This is a genomic window from Herbaspirillum sp. Her4 (assembly GCF_057961335.1).
The window spans coordinates 5,224,258-5,249,638 of sequence record NZ_CM176330.1; the positions used below are offsets into that span (position 1 = coordinate 5,224,258).

18 protein-coding genes are annotated in these 25,381 nt (G+C 61.2%); 8 read left to right on the top strand and 10 right to left on the bottom strand.

Going from position 1 to position 25,381, the window contains the following annotated elements; translation table 11 throughout:
• Positions 1-94 precede the first annotated feature (94 nt).
• A complete protein-coding gene (locus tag ACWFUC_RS23660; protein ID WP_489623523.1) occupies positions 95-589 on the top strand; it encodes a dihydrofolate reductase in 495 nt (164 codons plus the stop codon).
• Between the two features lie 211 nt (positions 590-800).
• Positions 801-3,053: an arginine/lysine/ornithine decarboxylase gene (locus ACWFUC_RS23665; RefSeq protein ID WP_121045317.1), complete on the top strand. Its 2,253-nt coding sequence runs from the start codon at positions 801-803 to the stop codon at positions 3,051-3,053.
• A gap of 80 nt (positions 3,054-3,133) precedes the next feature.
• Here ACWFUC_RS23665 and ACWFUC_RS23670 read toward each other — a convergent pair whose 3' ends face one another.
• Complete coding sequence (locus ACWFUC_RS23670; protein WP_088754808.1) at positions 3,134-3,664, bottom strand: chromate transporter; 531 nt, start codon at positions 3,662-3,664, stop codon at positions 3,134-3,136.
• On the bottom strand, positions 3,661-4,293 hold the full coding sequence (locus ACWFUC_RS23675) for a chromate transporter (protein ID WP_489625577.1): 633 nt from the start codon (positions 4,291-4,293) through the stop codon (positions 3,661-3,663). Before ACWFUC_RS23675 ends, ACWFUC_RS23670 begins: the two co-directional genes overlap by 4 nt.
• A 100-nt stretch (positions 4,294-4,393) precedes the next feature.
• On the opposite strand from ACWFUC_RS23675, the gene ACWFUC_RS23680 reads away from it, so the two are divergent.
• Positions 4,394-5,320 (top strand): LysR family transcriptional regulator, encoded by a 927-nt coding sequence (locus tag ACWFUC_RS23680; RefSeq protein ID WP_134137515.1) that lies wholly within the window; start codon positions 4,394-4,396, stop codon positions 5,318-5,320.
• A 104-nt stretch (positions 5,321-5,424) separates the two neighbouring features.
• Here ACWFUC_RS23680 and dcd read toward each other — a convergent pair whose 3' ends face one another.
• A complete protein-coding gene (gene dcd / locus ACWFUC_RS23685; protein WP_039784915.1) occupies positions 5,425-5,994 on the bottom strand; it encodes a dCTP deaminase in 570 nt (189 codons plus the stop codon).
• Positions 5,995-6,116: 122 nt separating this feature from the next.
• Positions 6,117-6,938 (bottom strand): enhanced serine sensitivity protein SseB C-terminal domain-containing protein, encoded by an 822-nt coding sequence (locus ACWFUC_RS23690; RefSeq protein ID WP_489623524.1) that lies wholly within the window; start codon positions 6,936-6,938, stop codon positions 6,117-6,119.
• Positions 6,939-7,053: 115 nt separating this feature from the next.
• On the opposite strand from ACWFUC_RS23690, the gene ACWFUC_RS23695 reads away from it, so the two are divergent.
• On the top strand, positions 7,054-8,508 hold the full coding sequence (locus tag ACWFUC_RS23695) for a hypothetical protein (RefSeq protein WP_489623525.1): 1,455 nt from the start codon (positions 7,054-7,056) through the stop codon (positions 8,506-8,508).
• A 167-nt stretch (positions 8,509-8,675) separates the two neighbouring features.
• Here the strand turns inward: ACWFUC_RS23695 and hrpA are convergent, their stop codons facing one another.
• Positions 8,676-12,734 (bottom strand): ATP-dependent RNA helicase HrpA, encoded by a 4,059-nt coding sequence (gene hrpA / locus ACWFUC_RS23700; protein ID WP_489623526.1) that lies wholly within the window; start codon positions 12,732-12,734, stop codon positions 8,676-8,678.
• A gap of 185 nt (positions 12,735-12,919) precedes the next feature.
• Here hrpA and argA point away from each other — a divergent pair, with 185 nt between their 5' ends.
• The 3 genes from argA to ACWFUC_RS23715 all read left to right on the top strand — a co-directional run bounded on the left by argA (position 12,920) and on the right by ACWFUC_RS23715 (position 17,504).
• Positions 12,920-14,233: an amino-acid N-acetyltransferase gene (gene argA, locus ACWFUC_RS23705; protein WP_199725134.1), complete on the top strand. Its 1,314-nt coding sequence runs from the start codon at positions 12,920-12,922 to the stop codon at positions 14,231-14,233.
• Between the two features lie 97 nt (positions 14,234-14,330).
• On the top strand, positions 14,331-14,603 hold the full coding sequence (locus ACWFUC_RS23710; protein WP_008331210.1) for an oxidative damage protection protein: 273 nt from the start codon (positions 14,331-14,333) through the stop codon (positions 14,601-14,603).
• A 147-nt stretch (positions 14,604-14,750) separates the two neighbouring features.
• Complete coding sequence (locus tag ACWFUC_RS23715; RefSeq protein WP_489623527.1) at positions 14,751-17,504, top strand: M16 family metallopeptidase; 2,754 nt, start codon at positions 14,751-14,753, stop codon at positions 17,502-17,504.
• 88 nt (positions 17,505-17,592) lie between these two features.
• Here ACWFUC_RS23715 and rpiA read toward each other — a convergent pair whose 3' ends face one another.
• The 3 genes from rpiA to ACWFUC_RS23730 all read right to left on the bottom strand — a co-directional run bounded on the left by rpiA (position 17,593) and on the right by ACWFUC_RS23730 (position 21,112).
• Entirely contained in the window at positions 17,593-18,273 is a 681-nt protein-coding gene (gene rpiA / locus ACWFUC_RS23720) for a ribose-5-phosphate isomerase RpiA (RefSeq protein WP_039784469.1), read from the bottom strand.
• Between the two features lie 85 nt (positions 18,274-18,358).
• Positions 18,359-20,122: a cation:proton antiporter gene (locus ACWFUC_RS23725; protein ID WP_489623528.1), complete on the bottom strand. Its 1,764-nt coding sequence runs from the start codon at positions 20,120-20,122 to the stop codon at positions 18,359-18,361.
• 477 nt (positions 20,123-20,599) lie between these two features.
• A complete protein-coding gene (locus ACWFUC_RS23730) occupies positions 20,600-21,112 on the bottom strand; it encodes an Lrp/AsnC family transcriptional regulator (protein ID WP_008331218.1) in 513 nt (170 codons plus the stop codon).
• 202 nt (positions 21,113-21,314) lie between these two features.
• On the opposite strand from ACWFUC_RS23730, the gene ACWFUC_RS23735 reads away from it, so the two are divergent.
• Positions 21,315-22,457, top strand: coding sequence for a branched-chain amino acid ABC transporter substrate-binding protein (locus ACWFUC_RS23735; protein WP_039784467.1), 1,143 nt, complete (start codon positions 21,315-21,317; stop codon positions 22,455-22,457).
• 471 nt (positions 22,458-22,928) lie between these two features.
• Here the strand turns inward: ACWFUC_RS23735 and ACWFUC_RS23740 are convergent, their stop codons facing one another.
• The gene (locus ACWFUC_RS23740) at positions 22,929-23,852 is read right to left on the bottom strand and encodes a DUF4435 domain-containing protein (protein ID WP_489623529.1); all 924 of its coding nucleotides are present in this window, start codon (positions 23,850-23,852) and stop codon (positions 22,929-22,931) included.
• Positions 23,849-25,252, bottom strand: coding sequence for an AAA family ATPase (locus tag ACWFUC_RS23745; RefSeq protein WP_489623530.1), 1,404 nt, complete (start codon positions 25,250-25,252; stop codon positions 23,849-23,851). Before ACWFUC_RS23745 ends, ACWFUC_RS23740 begins: the two co-directional genes overlap by 4 nt.
• Positions 25,253-25,381: the final 129 nt, after the last annotated feature.

The following is a 25,381-nucleotide window of genomic DNA, read 5'->3' on the forward strand; positions in this document are numbered from 1 at the left end:
CCGCAGCATGGCTGCTGTAACATTATGCTTCTGTCGCCCTTGCATCCGGCCGTGCGCCGGGCTGCAGGCCTTCCGTCCGAACCCAGATTCCCGCATGACCACAGCTTCCGGCTCCCTCACCATCGTCGTCGCCACCGACCTCAACAACGGCATCGGCATTCGCAACACCCTGCCCTGGCATCTGCCGGAAGACCTGGCCCATTTCAAGCGCACCACCTCGGGGCATGCCATCCTGATGGGCCGCAAGACCTTTGAATCGATCGGCCGGCCGCTGCCCAACCGGCGCAACATCGTCATCACCCGCAATGCCGAATGGCAACACGCGGGCGTGGAGACGGCGGCCTCGCTGCAGGACGCCGCCGCGCTGGCGCAGGGTGCACCGGCCTTCATCATCGGCGGTGCGCAGATCTACGCGGAAGCCCTGCCGCTGGTGGACCGGCTCATCATCACCCGCATCAACCAGGCTTTTGATTGCGACGCCTTCTTCCCGGCCCTGGACCCGCTGCTGTGGCAGGAGACGGCACGTGAGGACCACCGGGCCGAAACTTCCGGATTGGACTACGCTTTTGTGACATACGAAAGACGTTGAACCACCTCGGCGCGAGGCTGTTGTTTTTTCCCTTTTTTGCTTAAACTGCGCACCTCTTTAGCGCAGTTGGCGCGCACATTGCGCGCATATCTGCGACAATCCCGCTTTCATTTTTCCGGCGCGCAAGCACTGCCAGCCCAGGCGCTTTTCTTTTCACCCCCTGCGCGCGCCCGCCTACCCGGTCCCACGCGCGCAAAGCCTGGAGAAATCCATGAAATTCCGATTCCCCATCGTCATCATCGACGAAGACTTCCGCTCCGAAAACACCTCGGGCCTGGGCATCCGCGCCCTGGCCGACGCCATCGAAGCCGAAGGCATGGAAGTGCTGGGCGTGACCAGCTACGGCGACCTGGCCCAGTTCGCCCAGCAGCAGTCGCGCGCCTCGGCCTTCATCCTGTCCATCGACGATGAAGAAATGGGTGCCGGCTCTGACGAAGAAACCGACCACGCCCTCAAGGCCCTGCGTGCGTTTGTCAGCGAAATTCGTCACAAGAACGCCGACATCCCCATCTACCTCTACGGTGAAACCCGCACCTCGCGCCACATTCCCAACGATGTGCTGCGCGAACTGCACGGTTTCATTCACATGTTCGAAGATACGCCGGAGTTCGTGGCGCGCCACATCATCCGCGAAGCCAAGTCCTACCTGGACGGCCTGGCCCCGCCGTTTTTCCGCGCCCTGGTCGATTACGCCCAGGATGGTTCCTATTCCTGGCACTGCCCCGGCCACTCCGGCGGCGTGGCGTTCCTGAAGTCGCCCGTGGGCCAGATGTTCCACCAGTTCTTCGGCGAACGCATGCTGCGCGCCGACGTCTGCAATGCCGTGGAAGAACTGGGCCAGCTGCTGGACCACACCGGCCCGGTGGCCAACTCGGAACGCAATGCGGCGCGCATCTTCAATGCCGACCACTGCTACTTCGTCACCAACGGTACCTCGACCTCCAACAAGATGGTCTGGCACTCGACGGTGGCGCCCGGCGACATCGTCGTGGTGGACCGCAACTGCCACAAGTCCATCCTGCACTCCATCATCATGACCGGCGCGATTCCCGTGTTCCTGATGCCGACCCGCAACCACCTGGGCATCATCGGACCGATCCCGCTGGAAGAGTTCACCCTCGAAAGCATCCAGCGCAAGATCGAAGCCAACCCCTTCGCCCGCGAAGCCAAGAACAAGAAGCCGCGCATCCTGACCATCACCCAGTCGACCTACGACGGCGTGGTCTACAACGTCGAGACCTTGAAGGACATGCTCGACGGCGAGATCGAAACCCTGCACTTCGACGAAGCCTGGCTGCCGCACGCGACCTTCCACGACTTCTACAAGGACATGCACGCCATCGGCAAGGACCGTCCGCGCGCCAAGAAGTCGCTGATCTTCTCGACCCAGTCGACCCACAAGCTGCTGGCCGGCCTGTCGCAGGCCTCGCAGATCCTGGTGCGCGAGTCGGAAACCGTGAAGCTCGATGAAGATGCCTTCAACGAAGCCTTCCTGATGCACACCTCGACCTCGCCGCAATACTCGATCATCGCCTCCTGCGACGTCGCAGCCGCCATGATGGAAGCGCCGGGCGGCACGGCGCTGGTGGAAGAAAGCATCCTGGAAGCGCTGGACTTCCGCCGCGCCATGAAGAAGATCGACCAGGAATTCGGCGATGAATGGTGGTTCCAGGTCTGGGGCCCCAACAGCTTCGCCGCCGACGGCATCGGCGAGCGCGAAGACTGGGTCATCAAGGCCGAGGACGACTGGCACGGTTTCGGCAACCTGGCACCGGGCTTCAACATGCTGGACCCGATCAAGGCCACCATCGTCACCCCCGGCCTGGCCCTGAACGGCCAGTTCGGCGAGAACGGCATCCCGGCCTCCATCGTGACCAAGTACCTGGCCGAGCACGGCGTGATCGTGGAGAAGTGCGGCCTGTATTCCTTCTTCATCATGTTCACCATCGGCATCACCAAGGGCCGCTGGAACACCCTGGTGACGGCGCTGCAGCAGTTCAAGGACGACTACGACAAGAACCAGCCGATCTGGCGCATCCTGCCCGAGTTCGCGCAGCGCAATCCGCGCTACGAGCGCCTGGGCCTGCGCGACCTGTGCCAGCAGATCCACGAGACCTACCGCGCCTACGACGTGGCCCGCCTGACCACCGAGATGTATCTCTCGGACATGCAGCCGGCCATGAAGCCTTCGGACGCCTTCTCCAAGATGGCGCACCGCGAGATCGAGCGCGTCCCCCTGGACGAACTCGAAGGCCGCGTCACCTCGATCCTGCTGACTCCCTATCCGCCGGGCATCCCCCTGCTGATCCCGGGCGAGATCTTCAACAAGACCATCGTCGATTACCTGAAGTTTGCGCGTGATTTCAACGAGAAATTCCCGGGCTTCGAAACCGACGTGCATGGCCTGGTCAAGCGTGAAGTCAACGGCCGCCGCGATTACTTCGTGGATTGCGTCAAGCAGTAAACCTCTGCGCTGCACGTAAAAAAACAGCCGATGCCTGCGAGGGCATCGGCTGTTTTGTTTTCACGCCGGCAGACGTGCCGTCAGAACGTGCCGAGATAAAAGAAGCCCGCCAAAGCCCCGCCAAACAACAACCACAGCGGATGGATCTTGGTCTTGAGCGCGATGATGGCCGTGGCCGCCGTGATCGCCGCCAGGAAGCCGTGGGTGATCGACGCCTGCGTGATCAACAGCGCCGACGCCGCGACCAGCCCGCCCGTAACCGGCAGCAGCCCGGCCTGAACGTGCCGCCGCCAGGGCTTGTCCTTGAACCTCTCCCAGACGTGCAACATGATGATGGTGATGAGGGAGGACGGCCCGAACTTGGCCAGGCTGGTCACCAGCATCCCCCAGAAGCCGGCCACATGCCAGCCCACCAGCGTGACCACCATCAGGTTGGGACCGGGTGCCGCCTGCCCCAGGGCGAACAGCGCACTGAAATCCTCGGCGCTCATCCAGTGATGCACTTCCACTACCTGGCGCTGCATCTCCGGCAGGATGGTATTGCCGCCACCGAAGGCCAGCACCGACAACTGCGTGAAGATGATGGCCAATGCGATCAGGGTCTGGCTCATTGCGCGCCCTCCTGCTTGCCCTCACGCTGTGCCGGCACAGGCTGCGGCTTGGCGGCAAAGCGATCACCGTAACGTGCGGTGAGGACCACGCTGATGGGTGTCATCACCAGCATCACCCACAGCAAGGGAATGCGCAGGAAGGCGATGGCAATGAAGCAGATCACCGCCACGGCCGCCAGCACCAGGTTCTTGCGCAGCGGCAGCACGATCTTCACGGCCATTTGAATCAGCAGGCCCGCCGCCGCCGCTGCCAGCCCGGCGAACAGATGCTTGACGTTGGGATCATGCTGGAAATGCTGGTAGATCATCCCCAGCAGGATCACCACCATGGAGGGCACGGCGATCAAACCGGTGATGCCCGCCACGGCCCCCTTCCAGCCCCGGAACTTCATGCCCAGCGCCACCGACAGGTTGATGATGTTGCCCCCGGGCAGGAACTGGCACAGCCCCAGCAGCTCGACGAATTCAGGATCGGTCAGCCATTTTCGGCGTTCGACGATCATGCGGTGTGCCAGCGGCAGCGCGCCGCCGAAGGCAGTCATGCCCAGGCCGAGAAAGCCCAGGAACAATTCCCTGGTAGTGGGGATAGGCCGTTGCTCGGCCAGGAGGTCAGGAGTGCTCATCATCATCTCATGCAAGCGCGGCGTGATTGCCGCATGCATGAAAGGCTACGCTTGAGGAGGGTTTTTGTCTAATATATGTCAGACACCTTATCCATATTTTACCGATATGTCACCATCCATCGACCTGCGCCTGTTGCGCTACTTCATTGCCGTGGCTGAAGAGGGCCACCTGACCAAGGCGGCCGAGCGCATCGGCATCCAGCAGCCGCCGCTGTCGCAACAGATCCGCCTGCTGGAGCGCGAACTGGGCGTGACGCTGTTCAACCGCCTGCCGCGCGGCATGGAGCTCACCGACAGCGGCACCGCCCTGTTCAACGATGCCCGCGCCCTGCTGGCGCAACTCGATACGACGGTGGCCAGCGTGCGCCGCATCGCTCAGGGCAAGATGGGACGCATCGCCGTGGGCTTCACCGAATCGGCCTCGCTGCATCCCTTCGTGCATTCGGTCATTCGCGCCTTCCGTGCCGATGCGCCGGACGTGGCGATGACGGTGGAAGAAAGCAATACGAATGAACTGATCGAAGCACTGCGCGCCAAGCGCCTGGACCTGGCCTTCGTGCGTTCTCCCGTGGGGGATTCCGGCGGCCTGACCATCGAGACCATGCTGGTGGAAGACATGGTGGCCGCGTTGCCGATCGACCATCCGCTGGCCGAGCAAGGCAAGCGCAAGAGCATCGCCCTGCACGCGCTGGCCGAGGAGTCCTTCATCATGACGCGCCGGCCCAATGGCCCCGGACTGTACGACACCATCATCGCGGCCTGCCATGCGGCAGGCTTCTCGCCACAGGTGATCCAGGAGGCGCGCAAGAATCTCTCCACGCTCTCGCTGGTGGCGGCGGGCGTAGGGGTGGCCGTCATCCCGGCGTCGATGACGCGGGTCAATGCGGAGGGGGTGGTGTACCTCAAATTGACCGGCGCAGCCGAGCTGAAAGCACCGCTGCACCTGGCTTACCGCACCGGCAGCATCAGCAGCGCGGCACGGCTGATGCGTGAAGAGGCGCTGAAACTGAGTGCGGGACGCAAGCGGCGCTGATGTCGGCAGGCATATTGCCGAGATATGGCAATCCGTTGATCGATACAAAAATGGCTTCCCGCAGGAAGCCATTTTTTGTACTGCCGATATGGTTTATATCGTTTTCAGGTCTTGGGCAAGGTCACGCCATGCTGTCCCTGGTACTTGCCGCCGCGATCCTTGTAGGAGGTCTCGCAGACTTCATCGCTTTCGAAGAAGAGCACCTGGGCGCAGCCTTCACCGGCATAGATCTTGGCGGGCAGCGGCGTGGTGTTGGAGAACTCCAGGGTCACGTAGCCTTCCCATTCCGGTTCGAAGGGGGTGACGTTGACGATGATGCCGCAGCGCGCGTAGGTGGACTTGCCCAGGCAGATGGTCAGGACGCTGCGCGGGATGCGGAAGTATTCGACGGTACGCGCCAGGGCGAAGGAGTTGGGGGGGATGATGCAGACATCGCCCTTGAAATCCACGAAGGATTTTTCGTCGAAGTTCTTGGGATCGACGATGGTGGAATTGATGTTGGTGAAGATCTTGAATTCGTTGGCACAGCGGATATCGTAGCCATAGGACGAGGTGCCGTAGGAAACGATCTTGCTGCCGTCAGCGGCCAGGCGCACCTGCCCGGGCTCGTAGGGTTCGATCATTCCTTCCTGCTCCGCCATGCGGCGGATCCACTTGTCTGACTTGATGGCCATGGTATTCAACGTATTCAAAGAATCCGGCATTTTACGCGAAAACCGGCCCAAGTTGGGCCATCGCGGGCCATCCTGGCACGCCCGGGCCTGCCGCAGCTGCCCGGCAGGCCTGCTTGCCTCAGTTATCGTCCCCCGCCGAACAGGGACTTGAAGAAACCCACGCGTTCGGGTTGGCGGCGTTCATAGAAGGGCTTGGTCTCGGTCAGCATGAAGTCGGCGATGCTGTTGCCGGCCTCCACGCGCAACATGTCCACCGGTGCATTGGCCGGTCCGTGCTCGGCGATCACGGGCGTGATCTCGCGCATCAGGCGTTCCATGTGGCTGGCGGGAAGATCGACGCCTATCACCAAGGTGGGCTGTGGATCGTGACCAGGATTGTGCATGAGGGCGAGATAGGCGGCCTTGACCTTGTCGTGGCGGGTAAAGAACGCCGACAGCGCGTCCAGCATCGCCTGCGGCGGCTGGTCCGGCACACCCAGCTGCACATTGGCACCGCCCATGTCGCGCGAGGGCGGCACGCCGCCGTTGTCTTGCTGCAGCACATGGGCCACTTCGCCGGGGACGAAGTACTTGGGGAGGGGGCTGTCAGGATAGAGGATGAAAATCGTCCGGCCATCGCCACACATGCGGAAGAGCTCGCGCACCGTCATGCCCAGACAGGAAGCGCCTTCCTCGAAGGCTTGCCCGATTTCCTCCATGGAACTGAACATGGGCAGCATCATCTCGCCGTCTTCGCCGGGCCAGCGCATGATCTGGACCTGCTCGCGGTTGCCGTCGGGCGGCAGGTTGCCGCGCACGAACACGGTGGTATCGAGCAGCATGCGATAGAAGGCCGGACGCGCTTCCGGGTCTTCGTGGGCCCGGCGCAGGGCTTCTTCGAGGGGGGTGACGGCAGGGGAGGATTCGGCTTGCATGGCGCTCTCTTTCTGGTTGTTGGGGTCCATGCCGTACCGTTCCGGCGAACGGCACAAGGCGCACTTTTGAGCAGGCTGCAAATCGAAGGTTCCCATCTTGTGGGATATCGGCGACAATAAAGCGATATTTCCAAAAGGAAACAATATGTTCTTCCTGATTGCGCGTTTGCTGAAGGTCTGGACCCGCCCCATTCCCGGCCCGACCGGCGAAGGCAGCCGGGACCACCTGCCGAACGCCGACGGTGGCGAGCCTGCCGACTGGGGTCCGCGTGTTCACCTGCCGGGCCACGGAGACATTGCATTGCGCCGCGCCTTGCCCAGAGTCGCCGCCATGGAGAAGCCGGAACTGGTCTGCGAGTGCATCACGCAGCATTCGGGCTATCTGCGCCAAGCCGGCATCGAACGCGCGATGGTGTTGAATGACACGCGCTACCTGCCGCTGCTGGCGGCTCGCCTCAACGATTGGAGCGCTCCGGTACGACAGGCAGCGCAGCAGGCACTGGCGCATTACCGCAGCACGCATCCTGCGGCCGATTTCGTCGCCGCCCTGGCCGCGTTGCATGGCGCGGCACGCGGGCAGCGCTCGGACCGCGCGTGGATCGCCGCATTCGTGCAAGAGCTTGATGCGGATGAGACTGCGGATTGGCTGAAGCCCGCGCTTGCGTCACGCGATGCGCCCCTGCGGCGCGCAGCGTATGCGCTGGCAATGGATTACCTGCCGCAGCGACTGGACGAACTGGTGGCCTTCGGCCTGGGCTCGCGCGATCTGATGCAGGCGCACCGGGCGCTGCTCGCCCTGCCCCGGCTTGATGACGAGAGGCGTCGCGCGCATACACCGTTGGGCCTGCGCTCGCCGTTTGGACAGGTGCGCCAGTTCGCGGTCGACCATGCGCCTGCGCCGTTGTCCCGGGAAGCGCTGCTGACGCTGCTGTTCGATCCGATGCCGCGCATCCGGCAGACGGCGGCAGCGCAACTGGCAGCGTTGGGAGAGGATGTGAAGGGCCACGTGCATCAGGCCATCCAGGATGGACAACTGGCCGCGCGTCCGCTGTGCGCCGCACTGGCGCTGCTGGTGCAGTGGCGGCAGCCGGATGTGGAGAATTTGTTGCGCCACCATGCGGACGATGCGCGCGAACGGGTGCGGAGACAGGCCTTGTTCCTGTGGGCCAGGGTGTTGCCGCAAGAACGCGATGCCGTGGCCTCGCGGGCTCTGCTGGACGCGGCGGGCTCGGTGCGCAAGCTGGCGGTGCAGCTGTGCCGGGAGGGTGCTTACGTCCGCTTTGAGGATATCGCCACCATGCTGCGTGAGCATGGACATCAGACGGCGGCGCTATCGCTCTGTGCGCGCCATCCCTGGGATATGGTGGCTTGTGTCGTTTTCATTGACAGCCTCGGGGAGCGTCAGCCCTGTCAGGATGAACGCCTGCGCGCCGCGCTGGTACCGTGGCTGGGCAATGCGGAGGCTGGATGGACCAGTCCGCAGCCTTGGCATGTCGCGTTGATGCAGGAGCGGGATGGGGTGCGGAGGCTGCGGCGGATCATGTCGCCGGGTTGGGATGCGGAGTTGGATGCGTTGCTGAGCGGGTTGATGGAGCGGTGATGGACTGAAGGGCCGATGCAAGTTTCTGGTGTGACGCTGTGTTGACACTGCTTCGCCAGCGAGAGTGTTGCGGGTACCAGCGGCTTTTTGGCTCACATCAATTCTGCACTTTCTTCTTTCGCACAACATCCGGCAGGACGAAGAGCAAGCCTCCGTCTGGCTCATCCTCACCGCTGCATGCTCTCCCACACCTTCTGCAAACGCTTCACCGACACCGGCATCGGCGTCTTCAGTTCCTGCGCATAAAGCGACACGCGCAGTTCCTCCAGCATCCAGCGGAACTCGGTCATCTTGGGATCAACGCGGCCGGCGCGGTCCTTCAGGGCGCGCTGGTAGGGCAAGGCCACCGAATTCCACTCCGCCAGCAGGCGCGTATCGCGGGCCGGATCGGCGCGCAGCTTGTCCAGCCGCACGTTGATGGCCTTGAGGTAACGCGGATAGTGGCTGAGATTTCCGTAATCCGTTTCCGCCACGAAACGCTTGCCCACCAGTTGTGCCAACTGCGCCTGCATGTCAGCCGCCGCAGCCGCATGGGCCTTGATGCCCTGCAGCTTCTTGGGCAGCGCGTGATACTCGGCCAGCACCTGGCCGCACAGGCGCGCGATCTCGTTGACCAGCAAACCCAGCCGCGCCTTGCCCTCATCACGGCGGCGATTGAATTCATCCGCGTTGCGCGGCAGCGGGTCCTGCAGGAAAGCCCGTTCCAGACCGGCGTTGAGGATCTGTTCACGCAACTCTTCCTGCGAACCCAGCGCCATGAATTGCATGCCCATCTGCTGCAGGCCCGGAATGTTCTTCTCCAGATACTTCAGCTGCTCCTTCATCTGCAAGGCAAACAGCCGACGCAGGCCGGCGTAATGGAAACGCGCCGCCTCGGCCGGATCATCGAAAACTTCCAGATCGCAATGCGTCTTGCGATCCACCAGCGCCGGGAATCCAATCAGTGTCTGCGCCTGCTTGCCGCTGCCACGCGTGATCTCCAGCAGCTCCGGCAATTCACCGAAACTCCAGCTGGTGAGATTGCTGTACTCGCCCACCGAAGCGGGAGCCGCCGGGGCTGCGCTCGGACCGGGCTTGCCGGGTGCGGCAGCGGGCGCGGGTGCGGCGCTGTCCTCATCCTCGCGCGGGGCAATGGCCACCTGCTCGGCCAGCTTCTGGAACTGCTGGCGCGCCTGCCCGCCGAATTCGGCCTGCAGGGCAGCGAGATTGCGGCCCATCTCCAGCTGGCGTCCATGCTCGTCGACGATCTTGAAGTTCATCGCATGGTGCGCCGACAGCGTCTCCTGCTTGAAGTCGCTGGGCTTGACCAGAATCGTGATCTGCTCGCGGATGTCGGCAATGATGGCGTCGATCAGGTTGCCTCGGCCGAAGATCTTGCGCTCTTCCATGCGCTCGCAGAAACGCGCGGCGTAATCAGGCAGCGGCACGCAATGGCGGCGCAGCTTCTGCGGCAGGGATTTGAGCAGCAGGTGCACCTTCTCCTTCAACATGCCCGGCACCAGCCAGTCACAGCGGTCCGACGAGACCTGGTTGAGCGCATACAGCGGCACGGTGAGGGTCACGCCATCGCGCGCCGCACCGGGCTCGAAGTGATAACTCAAGGCCATGGCGATGCCCGCCACGTTCATGGTCTTGGGGAAGAGCTCGGTGGTTACGCCCGCTGCCTCGTGACGCATCAGGTCGTCACGGTTCAGGTACAGCAGCTTGGGATCGGCGGCCGTCGCCTCCTTGTGCCACTTCTCGAAATCGACCCCATTGCAGATGTCGTGCGGGATCAGCTTGTCGTAGAAACCGATGATCAGTTCATCGTCCACCAGCACATCGAGGCGGCGCGATTTGTGTTCCAGGTTCTCGATCTCGCGCACCAGCTTCTGGTTATGCGCAAAGAACGGCGCGCGCGTCTCGAAGTCGCCACCGACCAGCGCGTCGCGGATGAAGATCTCACGCGCTTCAGTCGGGTTGATCTTGCCGTAGTTGATGCGGCGCTGGCTGTACACCACCAGCCCATAGAGCGTGGCGCGCTCGGAGGCGGTGACCTGGGCGGCACGCTTTTCCCAGCGCGGCTCGCCCCAGGATTTCTTGAGCAGATGGCCGCCGAGTTTTTCCAGCCACTCGGGCTGGATGTTGGCCACGCAGCGCGCGTACAGGCGCGCAGTGTCGACCAGCTCGGCCGCCATCACCCAGCGGCCGGGCTTCTTGGTCAGGTGCGCACCGGGCCAGATGTTGAACTTGATGCCGCGCGCGCCCAGGTATTGCGCATCGTCCTCGCTCTTGAAACCGACGTTGCCCAGCAAGCCGGTCAGCAAGGCCAGGTGCAGTTGATCGTAAGTGGCCGGTGCTTCGTTCAGACGCCAGCCCTGTTCCTTGACGATGGTCAGCAGCTGCGAATGGACATCGCGCCATTCACGCAGGCGCAGTTGCGAGAGGAAATTCTCGCGGCAATGTTCCTGCAACTGGCGATTCGATTTCTTGTGCGCGATGGCCTCTTCGAACCACTTCCAGATCTTGAGATAGCTGGCAAATTCCGACTTCTCGTCGGCGAATTTCTTGTGCGCGTTGTCAGCCGCATGCTGCGCATCCATGGGCCGGTCACGCGGGTCCTGCACGGAGACCGCTGCGGCGATGATGAGCAATTCGGTCAGGCAGGCATTGTCGCGGCCGGCCAGGATCATGCGCCCCACGCGCGGATCCAGCGGCAGGCGGGCCAGCTGCTTGCCCAGCGCGGTCAGGCGATTGACGCCGCCCTGCTCTTCCACCGCGCCCAGTTCCTGCAGCAGCTGGTAGCCGTCGGCAATGGCGCGGCCCAGCGGCGGTTCGATGAAGGGGAAGCTCTCCACATCCGTCAGATGCAGCGACTTCATGCGCAGGATGACCGAGGCCAGCGAAGAGCGCAGGATCTCGGGGTCGGTGAACTTGGGGCGCTGCAGGAAATCCTGCTCGTCATACAGGCGGATGCACACACCCGCCGCCACCCGGCCGCAACGGCCGGCACGCTGGTTCGCTGCCGATTGCGCCACCGGTTCGATCTGCAACTGCTCGACCTTGTTGCGGTAGCTGTAACGCTTCACACGGGCCAGACCGGCATCGACCACATAGCGGATGCCCGGCACGGTCAGTGAAGTTTCGGCCACATTGGTCGCCAGCACGATGCGGCGGGCATTGCTGGTCTTGAAGACGCGCTCCTGCTCCTGGGCGGAGAGGCGCGCAAACAGCGGCAGGATCTCCACATGCGGCGGATGATGCTTGCGCAGCGCTTCGGCAGCATCGCGAATCTCGCGCTCACCCGGCAGGAACACCAGCACATCACCGGAACCGATACGCGCCAGTTCGTCCACGGCATCGACCACGGCATCCATCAGGTCGCGCTGTTCGCGGTCCTTCTGGGCCTGGCTGGCGCGGCCTTCGGCGCGTGCACGCGCCTGCGCGACTTCGGTGGAAACGCCGCTGCGGTCAGCATTGTCGATGGGACGATAGCGGATCTCCACCGGGTACAGGCGGCCCGAGACCTCGATCACCGGGGCCGGCACGAGCTCGCCCTTGACCTCGCGGCCGAAATGGCGGGCGAAGCGGTCGGCATCGATGGTGGCCGAGGTGATGATGATCTTCAGGTCGGGGCGCTTGGGCAGCAACTGCTTCAGGTAGCCCAGCAGGAAATCGATGTTGAGGCTGCGTTCATGCGCCTCGTCGATGATGATGGTGTCGTACTGGCGCAGCAGCGGATCGGTCTGCGTCTCGGCCAGCAGGATGCCGTCGGTCATCAGCTTGATCCACGCGCCCTTGGACAGCGTGTCGTTGAAGCGGACCTTGTAGCCGACCAACTCGCCCGGCGGGGAATTGAGTTCCTGGGCGATGCGCTTGGCGGTGGAAGAGGCGGCGATACGGCGCGGCTGGGTGTGACCGATCAGGCCCTTCTCGCCACGACCCAGCTCCAGGCAGATCTTGGGCAACTGGGTGGTCTTGCCGGAACCGGTCTCGCCGCTGACGATGATGACCTGATGGGCCCGCAGGGCCTCGGCGATCTCGTGGCGGCGGCCGGAAACCGGCAGCTCTTCGGGGAAAGTGACCGGCGGCAGCGGATTGCGCACGGGCAGCGCGGCATGGACGGCAGGCTCGGCGGCGGTGCGACGCGGACCTCGCTGCTCGCGCGGGCCGCGCGGACGATCTTGTTGCGGGTTCTGCTGCGCCTGGCCGCCGGGGGGAGTGTTGGGTGCTTTGGTAACGGACATGAGGCTGACATTATACCTGCCACCGCCCGCCCGGTCAGGCTGCGTGCGGCTGGACGGCCGATGGTGCAGGTTTGGGGGCGGCTTGCGGGCCGGTTGGCTCCGCTTTGCAACATCCGCACAAGAAATCTGCCCCGAAGCGGCCCGCAGGCCTACGGCCCGCCGCGACGCTGGTTATAATGCGCGTCATGGAAAAACAGACCGAATTCGTCAACTGGCTGCGTTCCGTCGCGCCCTATGTCCACGCCTTCCGCGGCAAGACCTTCGTGGTCGCCTTCCCGGGTGAGCTGGTCACGGCCGGCGGCTTGCAGGTGCTGGCCCAGGATCTCTCGCTGCTGCATGCGCTGGGCATCCGCGTGGTGGTGGTGCATGGCTCGCGCCCGCAGGTGGCCGAACAGCTGGCCCTGCGCAATGTCGAGGCGCGCTTCCAGAACGGCTTGCGCGTGACCGACAGCGCTGCCCTCGAGTGCGCCAAGGAAGCCGCAGGCGAACTACGCCTGGACATCGAGGCTGCCTTCAGCCAGGGCTTGCCGAATACACCCATGGCGCATTCGGCCATCCGTGTGATCTCCGGCAACTTCGTCACCGCCCGCCCGATGGGCGTGATTGATGGCGTGGACCTGCAACTGACCGGCGTGGTGCGCAAGATCGCCGCCGACGTCATCCAGCCCATCATGAACGCAGGCGGCATCGTGCTGCTCTCGCCGCTGGGTTTCTCGCCCACCGGCGAAGCCTTCAACCTGACCATGGAAGACGTGGCCGTGTCCGCCGCCATCGCGCTGCGCGCCGAAAAACTGATCTTCCTGTCTGAAACCCCGCTGATGAAGGATGCCGGCGGCGCTGAAATCCGCGAGCTGTCTTCTCACCAGGCCGAGGCCGTGCTGTCGGCCGGCTTCCTGCCTTCAGATGCGGCCTTCTATCTGGCCAGCGTAGTCAAGGCCTGCAACGCCGGCGTCTCGCGCGCCCACATCGTGCCCTTCTCCACCGATGGCTCGGCGCTGCTGGAACTGTTCACCCACGATGGCGTGGGCACCATGGTCACCTACGAGAACCTGGAAAGCCTGCGCCAGGCCACCATCGAGGACGTCGGCGGCATCCTGAAACTGATCGAACCGCTGGAAGCCGATGGCACCCTGGTCAAGCGCGGCCGCGAACTGATCGAACGGGAAATCCATTACTTCTCCGTGATCGAGCACGACAACGTCATCTTCGGCTGTGCTGCGCTGTATCCCTTCCCCAAGGAACGCATGGGCGAGATGGCCTGCCTCACCGTCAACCCGGAAGTGCAAGGCCAGGGCGACGGCGACCGTATCCTGAAGCACATCGAAACCCGTGCCCGCGAAGCCGGGCTGACCAAGCTCTTCGTTCTCACCACCCGTACCTCGCACTGGTTCCTGAAGCGCGGCTTCGTGCTGGCCGGTGTCAACGACCTGCCGCAAGATCGCCAGCAGATCTACAACTGGCAGCGCAAGTCGCAGGTATTGATCAAGAATTTGTATTAATCATTTTTCCGTCAGGACGTGAGCAGGCTCAACCGCTGACCCCCATCGCTGGCCCGCCCGTCCCAGGCATTTCAACTTAACGAACCAAGGAATCGACATGGCACGCATGGTCCATTGCATCAAACTGAACAAGGAAGCAGAAGGCCTGGACTTCCCGCCCTATCCGGGCGAGCTGGGCAAGCGCATTTATGAAAGTGTCTCCAAGGAAGCCTGGGCCGCCTGGCTCAAGCACCAGACCATGCTGGTCAACGAAAACCGCCTGATGCTGGCCGACGCCCGTGCCCGCAAGTATCTGGCCGCGCAGATGGAGAAGCACTTCTTCGGTGAAGGTGCCGATGCCGCCGCCGGTTACGTGCCGCCGAGCGAATAAGCTGCCCTGATCGCTTGAGCAAGGCCGCAACGCCGCCCTGGTTCGCCACGGCGGCGTTTGTTTTGGCTGACGCATCGCGGCAGCCGGCTCGTCTACAATGCCGACTCCGAACCCTGATTCCCTACCGACTTCCCGCTGGAGCTCATCTTGTCCCTGCGTCATCTGCGCCTTGCCGTGCTTGCCGTCAGTCTCGGCTTTACTTTTGTTTCCCCCTGGGCCCACGCGGCCACGGCCAGCGCTGCACCGACGCTGCCAGCCGGCGTCACGCAAGGCCCCAGCGCCGAGGGCATCAGCGAATACCGCTTTGCCAATGGCTTCAAGCTGCTCCTGCTGCCGGACGATTCCAAGCCCACGGTCACCGTCAACATCACCTACCTGGTCGGCTCGCGCCACGAGAACTATGGCGAGACCGGCATGGCGCACCTGCTGGAACACCTGATGTTCAAGGGCTCGCCGCACAACCCGGCGATCCCGCAAGAATTCAGCAAGCGCGGCATGAACTTCAACGGCACCACCTGGCTGGACCGCACCAACTACTACGAGACTTTCGAGGCCGGCAAGGACAACCTGCAATGGGCGATCGCCATGGAAGCCGACCGCATGGTCAATTCCCGTATCGCACGCAAGGATCTCGACAGCGAGATGACGGTGGTGCGCAACGAGTTTGAATCCGGCGAGACCTCGCCCTCGCGCGTGATGTTGAAGCGCATGCAGAGCGTGGCCTACGACTGGCACAGCTATGGCCGCAACACCATCGGCGCGCGCAGCGACATCGAGAACGTGCGCATCGAGAACCTGCAAGCCTTCTACCGCACCTACTACCAGCCCGACAATGCGGTGCTGCTCATTGCCGGCAAGTTCGATCCGACACAGGTACTGCAATGGGTCAACCAGAGCTTCGGCCGCCTGCCCAAGCCCAAGCGCAAGCTGCCTGAATTCTGGACCGTGGAGCCGACTCAGGACGGCGAACGCCAGTTCGCCATTCGCCGCCGTGGCGACCTGCAACTGGTGGCGCTGGGCTACAAGATGCCCTCCGCGCTGCATCCGGATGCCACCGCCCTCTCGTTTGCCAGCGACATCCTGACCGACACGCCCAATGGCCGCCTGCACAAGCTGCTGGTGGAAAAGGGACTGGCCACGCAGGTCTATGCGATGCCGCTGAGCGGCTACGCGCCGGGGCTGCAGATGATCGTGGCGCAGGTCAAGGCAGGCGCTGACATCGAACCGGTCAAGCAGGCCATGATCAGCGCCGTCGAATCCTTCAGCACCACCCCGCCGACCGCCGAGGAACTGGCGCGCCTGCGCCGCGAGAGCGCCAACAACTTCGAGACGCTGCAAAACAATCCGCAGCAGATGGCAGTGGCGATGTCCAATGCGATTGCACGCGGCGACTGGCGCCTGGTCTTCATCGAACGCGACCTGGAACAGCGCCTGACCAGCGCTGACATCGCAGCGGCGGCTGGCCGCTACTTCCGCCGCGACAACCGTACGGTCGGTCTCTACCTGCCGGAAGATCATCCGCAGCGTGCCGAGGTCCCGCCCGCACCGAGCGTGGAATCGCTGCTGGCGCAATACCAGCCGCGCCCGGCCATCGCCTCGGGCGAAGCCTTTGATCCGGCACCGGGCAACATCGAGCAGCGTACCACCCGCATTGCGCCGGGCCAGCCGCCCCACACCGCACTGAAGCTGGCACTGCTGCCCAAGCAATCGCGTGGGCAGACGGTCTCGGTGAGCATGAACCTGGAGTTTGGCGATGCCGATAGCCTGTTCGGCCAGCGTGCGGTCGCCTCGCTGACGGCGGCCATGCTCATGCGCGGCACGCGCGATCTGGATCGCCGCCAGCTGGCGGACGAATTCACGCGCCTGAAGATCAACGGCAACGTCTATCGCTTCCAGACCACACGCGAGAATCTGGTCCCGGCGTTTGCGCTGGTAGGCGAAGTGCTGCGCCATCCGCGCATGGATCCGGCTGAATTCGCGCAGTTGAAGAATGAGACCGTGGCGGCGCTGGAAGCCACGCGCAAGGAGCCGGACGCGCGTGCCGGCGAAGCGCTGCAACTGCACTTCAACCATTACCCGGACGGCGACTGGCGCGCTGCGCAGACGCTGGAACAACGCATCGCTGCCGTGCAGGCGGTGACGCTGGAACAGGTGCAGGCCTTCCATCGCCGCTTCTACGGGGCCTCGCATGGTGAAGTCGCGGTAGTCGGAGACTTCGATGCGGAGGCTGCACGCAAGGCCATCGATGCAGCCTTCGGCGGCTGGACCAGTGCCGCCCCCTATGCGCGCGTGCTGCAGACCTGGGCCGACATCCCGCCCAAGCGCATCCTCATCGATACGCCGGACAAGGAAAACGGTGTCTACCTGGCCCGCCAGAACATCCGCCTGCGCGATGATGATCCCGACTATCCGGCCCTGGCCGTGGCCAATTACCTGCTCGGCGGCTCCAGCCTGAAGTCGCGCCTGGCGGATCGCATCCGCCAGAAGGATGGTTTGTCCTATGGCATCAACAGCGGCTTGCAGGTCGGTGCCATCAGCGATGCAGGCTACTTCAGCGTGCGCGCAATCGCTGCCCCGCAGAACCTGGACAAGGTCGATGCCGCCGTGCGCGAAGAAATCGCCCTTCTCATCAAGGATGGCTTCACCGAGGAGGAACTGCTGCGCGCCAAGTCCGGCATCCTGCAGCAACGCAACCAGCAGCGCGCCGGTGATGGCGGCATCGCCACCAGCTGGAGCGCGCTGATGAACCTGAACCGCAGCTTCCTGTGGCAGCAGCAGCTGGACCTGAAGCTGGCCGACCTGACGCTGGCGCAATTGAATGCGGCCGTGCGCAAGTACATCGATCCGGCGCGCATGACCGTGGTGATTGCTCGGGATGAGGCCAAGGCCAGCCGGCCGTGAGGCATCCGCCTGAAATCATCGAGATGAAAAAAATGCCCGTGTCCTGCGACACGGGCATTTTTGTTTGCGACCAAGAAAATGGAGGTTCTCAGAACTCCAGTTTCTTGACGCCTTCGGCCGTCCCCAGCAGGCAGACATTGGCCCCTTGGCGCGCGAAGAGGCCATTGGTGACCACGCCGACGATGTTGTTGATCTTGTCTTCGATGTCGGCCGGATCGGTGATGGCCAGGCCCAGCACGTCGATGATGTAGCAGCCGTTGTCGGTAACCAGCGGCTTGCCGTCGCCATTCTTGTTCAGGCGCAGGCGCGGTTCGCCGCCCAATGCGGCCAGCTTGCGGGCCACCACGGCGTGCGACATCGGGATCACTTCCACCGGCAGCGGGAAAGTACCCAGCACATCCACCAGCTTGGAACCATCGGCGATGCAGACGAACTTCTGCGCCACGGACGCCACGATCTTCTCGCGCGTGAGTGCAGCGCCGCCGCCCTTGATCATGGCACCGCTGCCATTGATTTCATCGGCACCGTCGATATAGACCGGCATGGTCTCGACCTCGTTGAGATCGAACACGGTGATGCCATGCGAACGCAGGCGCTCGGCAGTCGCTTCGGAGGACGCCACGGCGCCCTTGATGCGGTGCTTGATCTTGCCCAGTTCGTCGATGAAGAAATTGGCCGTGGAGCCGGTGCCCACGCCGATGATTTCGCCGTCGACCACGTAGTCGATGGCGGCCTTGGCGACGGCTTGCTTGAGTTCGTCTTGAGTCATGATGGTTCAGTTCAACGTAAATAAAACCGGGAGCGTTCCCTTTTTGGCAACGCAAAAAATTCTCACCTTGCAGGATCGGCAATGCTCAATGCACGTCATCCGGCTGTTCATCCAGGGTCTCGAAGAGCGCGATCTGCAGGCGCGAATGCAGCTTGACCAGCTTGCTCCAGAGCAACCATAGCAGCCCGGCGGCCCCGGCCAGCACGAAGGCCAGCAGGTTCAGCGGCGGCAGGATACTGGCACTCAGCACGAAGATCAGCAGCATGATGCCCACGATGGACATGATGGGCAAGATCTCCGAGACGATCTTGCGCACGCCCGAAGTATACGCTCCCGCGAACTCGGGCTTGACACTGACCTCTGCCAGCAGCATCGACAGCGCCTGCAGCTTGCGGTAAGTGGCGATCAGGAAGGGCAAGGAAATCACCAGCGCGCAACCCCAGATGATGGCCTTCTGCACCTCCGGATCGGGCGTCCACGCCGAGAGCTGACGCGAGAGGCCATCGACGAAGAAGGCCCCCGCCAGGAACACCGCAATCACCAGCGCCAGGTTCACCATCACCTGCATGAGGATGCGGCGGATGATGCGCGTGAGTTCGGCGCGGTCACCGGTCGGCTGCAGGCTTTCCAGCCAGCGCGAGTACATGCCCAGCAGGCCCGAGACGCGCGCCGGCACCAGCGTGACCGCCTTGGCCGAGAGCGGGTCGGCGGCCTTGATGAGGTAAGGGGTGAGCAGCGCCGTCACCGCCGAGACCGCCACCACGATGGGATAGAGGAAATCGCTGGTGACCTTCAGACTCTGGCCAAGTGCGGCGATGATGAAGGAGAACTCGCCGATCTGCGCCAGGCCCATGCCCACGCGCATCGGCGTGCGGCCGCCCTGCCCGGCCACGAAGGTGCCCAGGCTGCAGCTGATGAGTTTGCCGAAGACCACGGCCAGCGTGATGATGGTGATCGGCATCCAGTACTTGACCAGCACGTTGGGATCAAACAGCAGGCCGATGGCCACGAAGAAGATGGCCGAGAACATGTCGCGGATCGGTTCCACCAGGCGCTCGATGCGGTGCAGCTGGCGCGATTCGGCCATGACCGCGCCGACCAGGAAGGCGCCCAGGGCCACGCTGTATTGCAGCTTCATCACCAGCAGGCAGAAGCCGAACAGCACGCCCAGCACAGCCACCAGCAGCATCTCGTTGCTCTTGAAGCGGGCGATGAAACTGAGCAGGCGCGGCACCGCGAGAATACCGACCACCAGCGAGACCGTCATGAACAGCACCAGCTTGCCCACCGTCGTAAAGACTTCTGTGGAATCCACCGAGCCGCTGGTGGCCACACCGGAGAGCAGCGCGATCATGCCGATGGCGAGGATGTCTTCCACGATCAGGATGCCGAAGATGATCTGGGCGAACTTTTCGTTCTTCATGCCCAGTTCATTCAAGGCCTTGACGATGATGGTCGTGGAGGACACGGCCAGCATCGCACCCAGGAAGATGGCGTCCATGCGCTTCCAGCCGAAGTAGAGGCCGATCTCGTAGCCGATCCAGATCATCAGGAGGATCTCGGCCGCGGCCGCGATGAAGGCGGTGGCACCGACCTTGGCCAGTTTCTTCAGGCTGAATTCCAGCCCCAGCGAGAACAGCAGGAAGATCACCCCGAGCTCCGACAGAATGTGCACGGTCTTCTCATCCTGGATCAGGTCATAGGGCGGCGTATGCGGGCCGATGATCACGCCGGCCACGATATAGCCCAGCACCACCGGCTGCTTCAGCTTGTTGAAGACGACGGTGACAATGCCGGCAATGAGCATGATGATGGCCATGTCCTGGATGAATAACTCGACTTCGTGCATCGTGCGGGATTTCCTTTCTGTGTTCTGCAGCGTGCTGCAGGAGTGGCTGGATGGCTTCGCAGAACCTGCGGCACCGGGCAAGGCTGCGCCCTGCGGCATGGGCCGCGGACGGTGGATGATAGGGATTGCGGGTACTGCTGGCGGGCCGGCCACACGGGCCCGGCGCTGGGTGCTGATCTGTGTCCGCTCTTGTTGCTGATGACCACGGTACTGCTTCAGCGAAGACGCAGTGGCGGGAGGAGCTCTTCATCGCACACTGCGGGATGCCCCCGAAAATAACACAACTGACAACCGCACTGCAATGCAAAGTACGTGCCTGCCCTGCCGCGCGGACACTCCTGCACAACGGGATCGCAGGCCAGCAAAATGAAAAAGTTAGTAAATCCGGGTACATCCTGAGGGATGGACGCACCGAAATCTAACAAAACGCAATGGATGAGCTTGGCCGCCAATCCCGCGCGGGCAGGCGGCAAGCGTTCAGCCGGGCACGCGCACCTGTACTTCGACCGCCTTTTCATCGAAGGCGATGCGGGTGGTGAACTTGGCCCGCTTCATCGGGAAGCGCGACTGGAAGTGGCGCACATTGCCTGATCCCGAGATCACACGTCTGACGAACTGGTAGTAGGCATCCATGTCGATGACATGGACCGCCAGGAAGTAATCGTATTCGCCGGAGACGAAGTAGCACTGCATCACCTCGGCCTCCTTGGCCATGCGCTGCTCGAAGTCCTGCATGTGCTGGTCGGACTGGTTGTTCAGCGAGATCTCCAGGAAGGCCAGCATGCCGTAGCCGAGTGCGAAGGGATCGACCATGGCCACCTCGGCGCTGATGATGCCGGCCTCGCGCAGTTCGCGGATGCGGCGCAGGCAGGTCGGTTGCGAGATGTGCAGTTTTTCAGCCAGAACGCGCGTGGAGATCTGGTTGTCCTTCTGCAGCATGTTGAGCAGTTTGCGATCCACCTTGTCGAGGGTGTGAAGTTTGGCAGCCATGGGACAGAGTCGAGGATGATGGTTCAGGCCGGCCATTCAAAAATTGCTTGGCTTGGCCGATTCTTATGTTGTACCGTCGCATTATTCAGAAAGTCGGGGACGAAAGCAAAGTAGCACGCCTGGTCACCGCAACAAGGATCTGAATAACTGTGTTGTGAGACAAAACATTAAAAGTGGTCAATCCAATCTACAGAGGAGTGTTATGAAATTCAAGAGCGCCATTATTCCATTAACTGCCGCCATCGGTCTGGCATTCGCAGGCGCCGCGCATGCCCAGGAAGTCGTCAAGATCGCCCACGTGGGCCCGCTCTCCGGTCCCAATGCTCACATGGGCAAGGACAACGAGAACGGCGCGCGCATGGCCGTCGAAGAACTGAACGCCAAGGGTTTCACCATTGGCGGCAAGAAGGTCAAGTTCGAACTGCTGGGTGAAGACGATGCTTCCGATCCCAAGCAAGCCACTGCGGTCGCTACCAAGCTGGTCGACCAGAAGGTCGCCGCGGTGATCGGCCACCTGAACTCCGGCACCACCATTCCGGCCTCCAAGATCTACAGCGATGCCGGCATCCCGCAAGTGTCCCCCTCGGCCACCAATCCGAAGTATACCCAGCAAGGCTTCAAGACCACCTTCCGCGTGGTCGCCAACGATGCGCAGCTGGGCGCCGCACTGGGCAAGTATGCCGTGCAGAAGCTGGGCACCAAGCAGATCGCCGTGATCGATGACCGTACCGCCTATGGTCAGGGCGTGGCAGAAGAATTCGCCAAAGGCGCCAAGGCCGCCGGCGGCACCATCGTCGGTACCCAGTTCACCAATGACAAGGCGACCGACTTCAACGCCATCCTGACCTCGCTCAAGGGCAAGAAGCCGGACGTGATCTTCTTCGGCGGCATGGACGCCGTGGGCGGCCCGATGCTGCGCCAGATGAAGCAGCTGGGCATCGGCGCCAAGTTCATGGGCGGCGACGGCATCTGTACCGGCTCCCTGCCGGGCCTGGCCGGTGATGGCCTGGGCGAAGACCAGGTGATCTGCGCCGAAGCCGGTGGCGTGGACGCCTCGGGCAAGAAGGGCATGGATGACTTCCGCGCAGCCTACAAGAAGAAGTTCGGCATCGATGTGGTCTACAACGCAGCCTATGCCTACGATGCCACCATGACCGTGGCGGACGCCATGGCCAAGGCTGGCTCCGCCGATCCCAAGAAGTACCTGCCCGAACTGGCCAAGATCAGCCACAAGGGCGTGACCGGCGTGATCGCCTTTGATGCCAAAGGCGATGTCAAGGATGGTTCGCTGACCCTGTACACGTACAAGGGTGGACAGCGTACCGTGCTGGCGGTGACCAAGTAAGGTCGGTCGCCCTGCCCTGCGGGCTGGCTTGCGGGCTGGTTTTCAGGGTCGGTTAAAAAATGCAGCGCCCCCGATGGTTGTCGGGGGCGTTGTCGTTTGAAGGCGCTTGTATGCCGTGCATATTGTCCAAGGTCGGCCGCAGCGATATCGCAAATTGTTTTAATTATTTAAGGATAAAGACGCCAGCTGAGGCGTTTGCATTGGCTTCTTGAGTTGAGCAGGTTTCACTGGGTCATTACAATGGCGGACTCTTGCTGATGCAGCTCAGTTGGTAGAGCAACTGATTCGTAATCAAGCAATTCGGCCCATTGAGGTGCGGAGACGCATAAGGCGATTACGACGTCATAAGTTCCAATAAAATGCCCGCACAAGCGGGCTTTTTGCTTTTATCGAGATCACCACGGCGCGCCGGTCCGGGAACAGCATCCGAAAAGACTACCGAACTGGATCACGAATTGCTCAAACGCCGGATCAAGAAACCCTGCGCTGCAAAAATGCGGTCAAACATGGCGGAGTAACCGCATGCCCTCCAACATCCGACAAAAAATTAACTTTGGACACATTTAGTGTCACAGACCTTGTTTTGTCAAAAAACAAAGGAACCTTACTACGGGCATCATGAATAAGCTTATGAACGATTTCATATAGGAACTCCACAAGGTACTTGCCCCTAACCTTAGGCAGAATATCACCTTGAAAATCCGTTCTCTCTACGCGCCGGATTTCCTCGCGAGTAACGGTTGCCGCATGCGGGAACAGGGCCTGCAGTCTGCTTAAGCTGTAATTCTTTTTTATTATGAGCTTGCCCTTATCCCAGGAGAAACTTATGAGGTCACTAAATTTCACGGAATTTAATTTGAGTTTATAGCCCGGCTTTTGCTTTTGGACATAAAGCCAAGCATTCAATTCTCGAACGGAGATCAAAAACTTCTTCAGCCAGCTTTCATATCGAGAGATGAGCTTAGCCAATGCCTTATTGGAGTGGTAAGAAGTAAAGTCGAAATGCGACTGAATTATGGCAGCCAGACATTTTGGATCTGCATAAAGGTTCTCAATTGAATACGTCGGGGTGACATACAGTGCCTCCTCCGGCTCATCATGAACATCAAAATCTCGATCAACAAAACATGCATATCTAAGATCTTGCATGTCTGGGTTTAGGCGAATGTACTCCAATATCTCCAATACATTTTTCTTCCCACCGGCGTCAATTATTGCCTCCTGAAACCCACAAATGACCTGGATTCTAGGCGCGTAGTACTTAATATCCTTTCCCTCGAATACGAAGATCATTTTCCCGGCATGACGCTGCACGCACTTCAATAGGTTCAGAATAACGTGCGACGTAGAACTGCGGGACCGCACCATCTTTTCAACAGTTATGCCCCCGATCATGATGCCTTCCTCATCAAAATGGTCGAAGTAACCTTCTGCAGCTCGTTCTCAAAAATAAACGGCGAATGCGTTGCGGCAAAAAGGAACTGACATTTCGCCGAACGGAGCAAGTCAGGCAAGAGCATCCTCTGCCATTCGGTCGAGAGAGAAAGTTCAGGTTCATCAATGATAATTGCGAACGTCTCATCTTCCGCTAAGAACAAACGCGAGAGCATCGAGACCACCTGCTTTTCGCCCGACGAAAGTCGATCCAGATCGATTGCGCGACCAGAGAGAGTTGAAAAAACGTCGATTTTTATGCTTACCTCGTCGTAACGCAGCTCCTTGTTAACCAGGTATCGATTTGCAACAGCGATGAGGTTCTTAATTCGCCTGTCATTTTCGATTTGACTAACGTAGAAGGAAAAAAAGTTATCCAGTAAGTAAAGGAGCATCTTAGCGTCGCTATCAACCTCCTTGGGCTTTTGAATGTATCTGTTGAGCTGAGATAAGCGATCAGGGGACAGCTCCTTTCCAAGCCGCTTCAACACGAGGTTCAGAGCCTCAGGATCTTTTAACCGCGAATAGTCAGCCTGCTCCCCCGCGAAGTTGCCGCCCTCGAACAGCTGGTCAATCACATTGGAACTAACCGCTCTAAACGTCTCCGATGTTGAATTACGAATCTGGTTTGTCACCCGGTCAAAAATCTCGCGAACATCACTCATCCCAAAGTAAATGTGACGATCATTCGAATTGGGACGCGAGCGACTCGCTAGCCCTAAAGCAGCAATATCCTCCTCAACTCGGCGGTAAGTTGGCATGTAAATGATCGAATAAGGGAAGAGCTTTTTAAGCCGCGCCCATTTTCTTCGCATGGTGTCCTTACCACTTGTAAAGGCAGTACTGCGAAGTTTGATCTCTCTGATCTGTCGGAAGATGCTCGAAATTGGTTGAGGGAAATACATGTTCATCTTTCGCCTCAATGTGACCGGAAGCATTTCGCGAAAGTCATCTTCGTCCGATGCACGTTCCATCACCACCGCAAACTCTCGCATGCCCGAAGCACCAAGAGCGTCCCCCAGCCGCCGAATATACGGATCATCGGCCTTAATCCATGCTAGCGGATCCGGCAGCTCGTCCTTCTGAAAGCTAAGTAAATCACCTCCCGCAAACGTGATTTCAATCTTCGTGAATTCCAGCCATGCTAAGCGGTTGAAATTAGCTTCCAAAAGCCAGTAAAGGGCATTTAAGACGGTAGTCTTGCCACTACCGTTATCTGCGACCACAATTTTTGCGCCGTTCGAAAAATTGACGGTTGCGTCTTTCTCGCCGTGAAGGCCACTGATTTTGAATTGAGTTATGGTTGCCACAGGAAAAATGACCTTCGGCAACTCCACTTTAGATTTCTTCTTCTCACCCATTATTTCCCCGAACTTTATATATTTTCTCGTCATACGATATTAACTCAACTTTTGGAGAGAGTGAATTCCCGAGAAAAGTAACTAGCAAACCATCCCAGGAAGCAGACTACCGATAACGCCCTATCACAA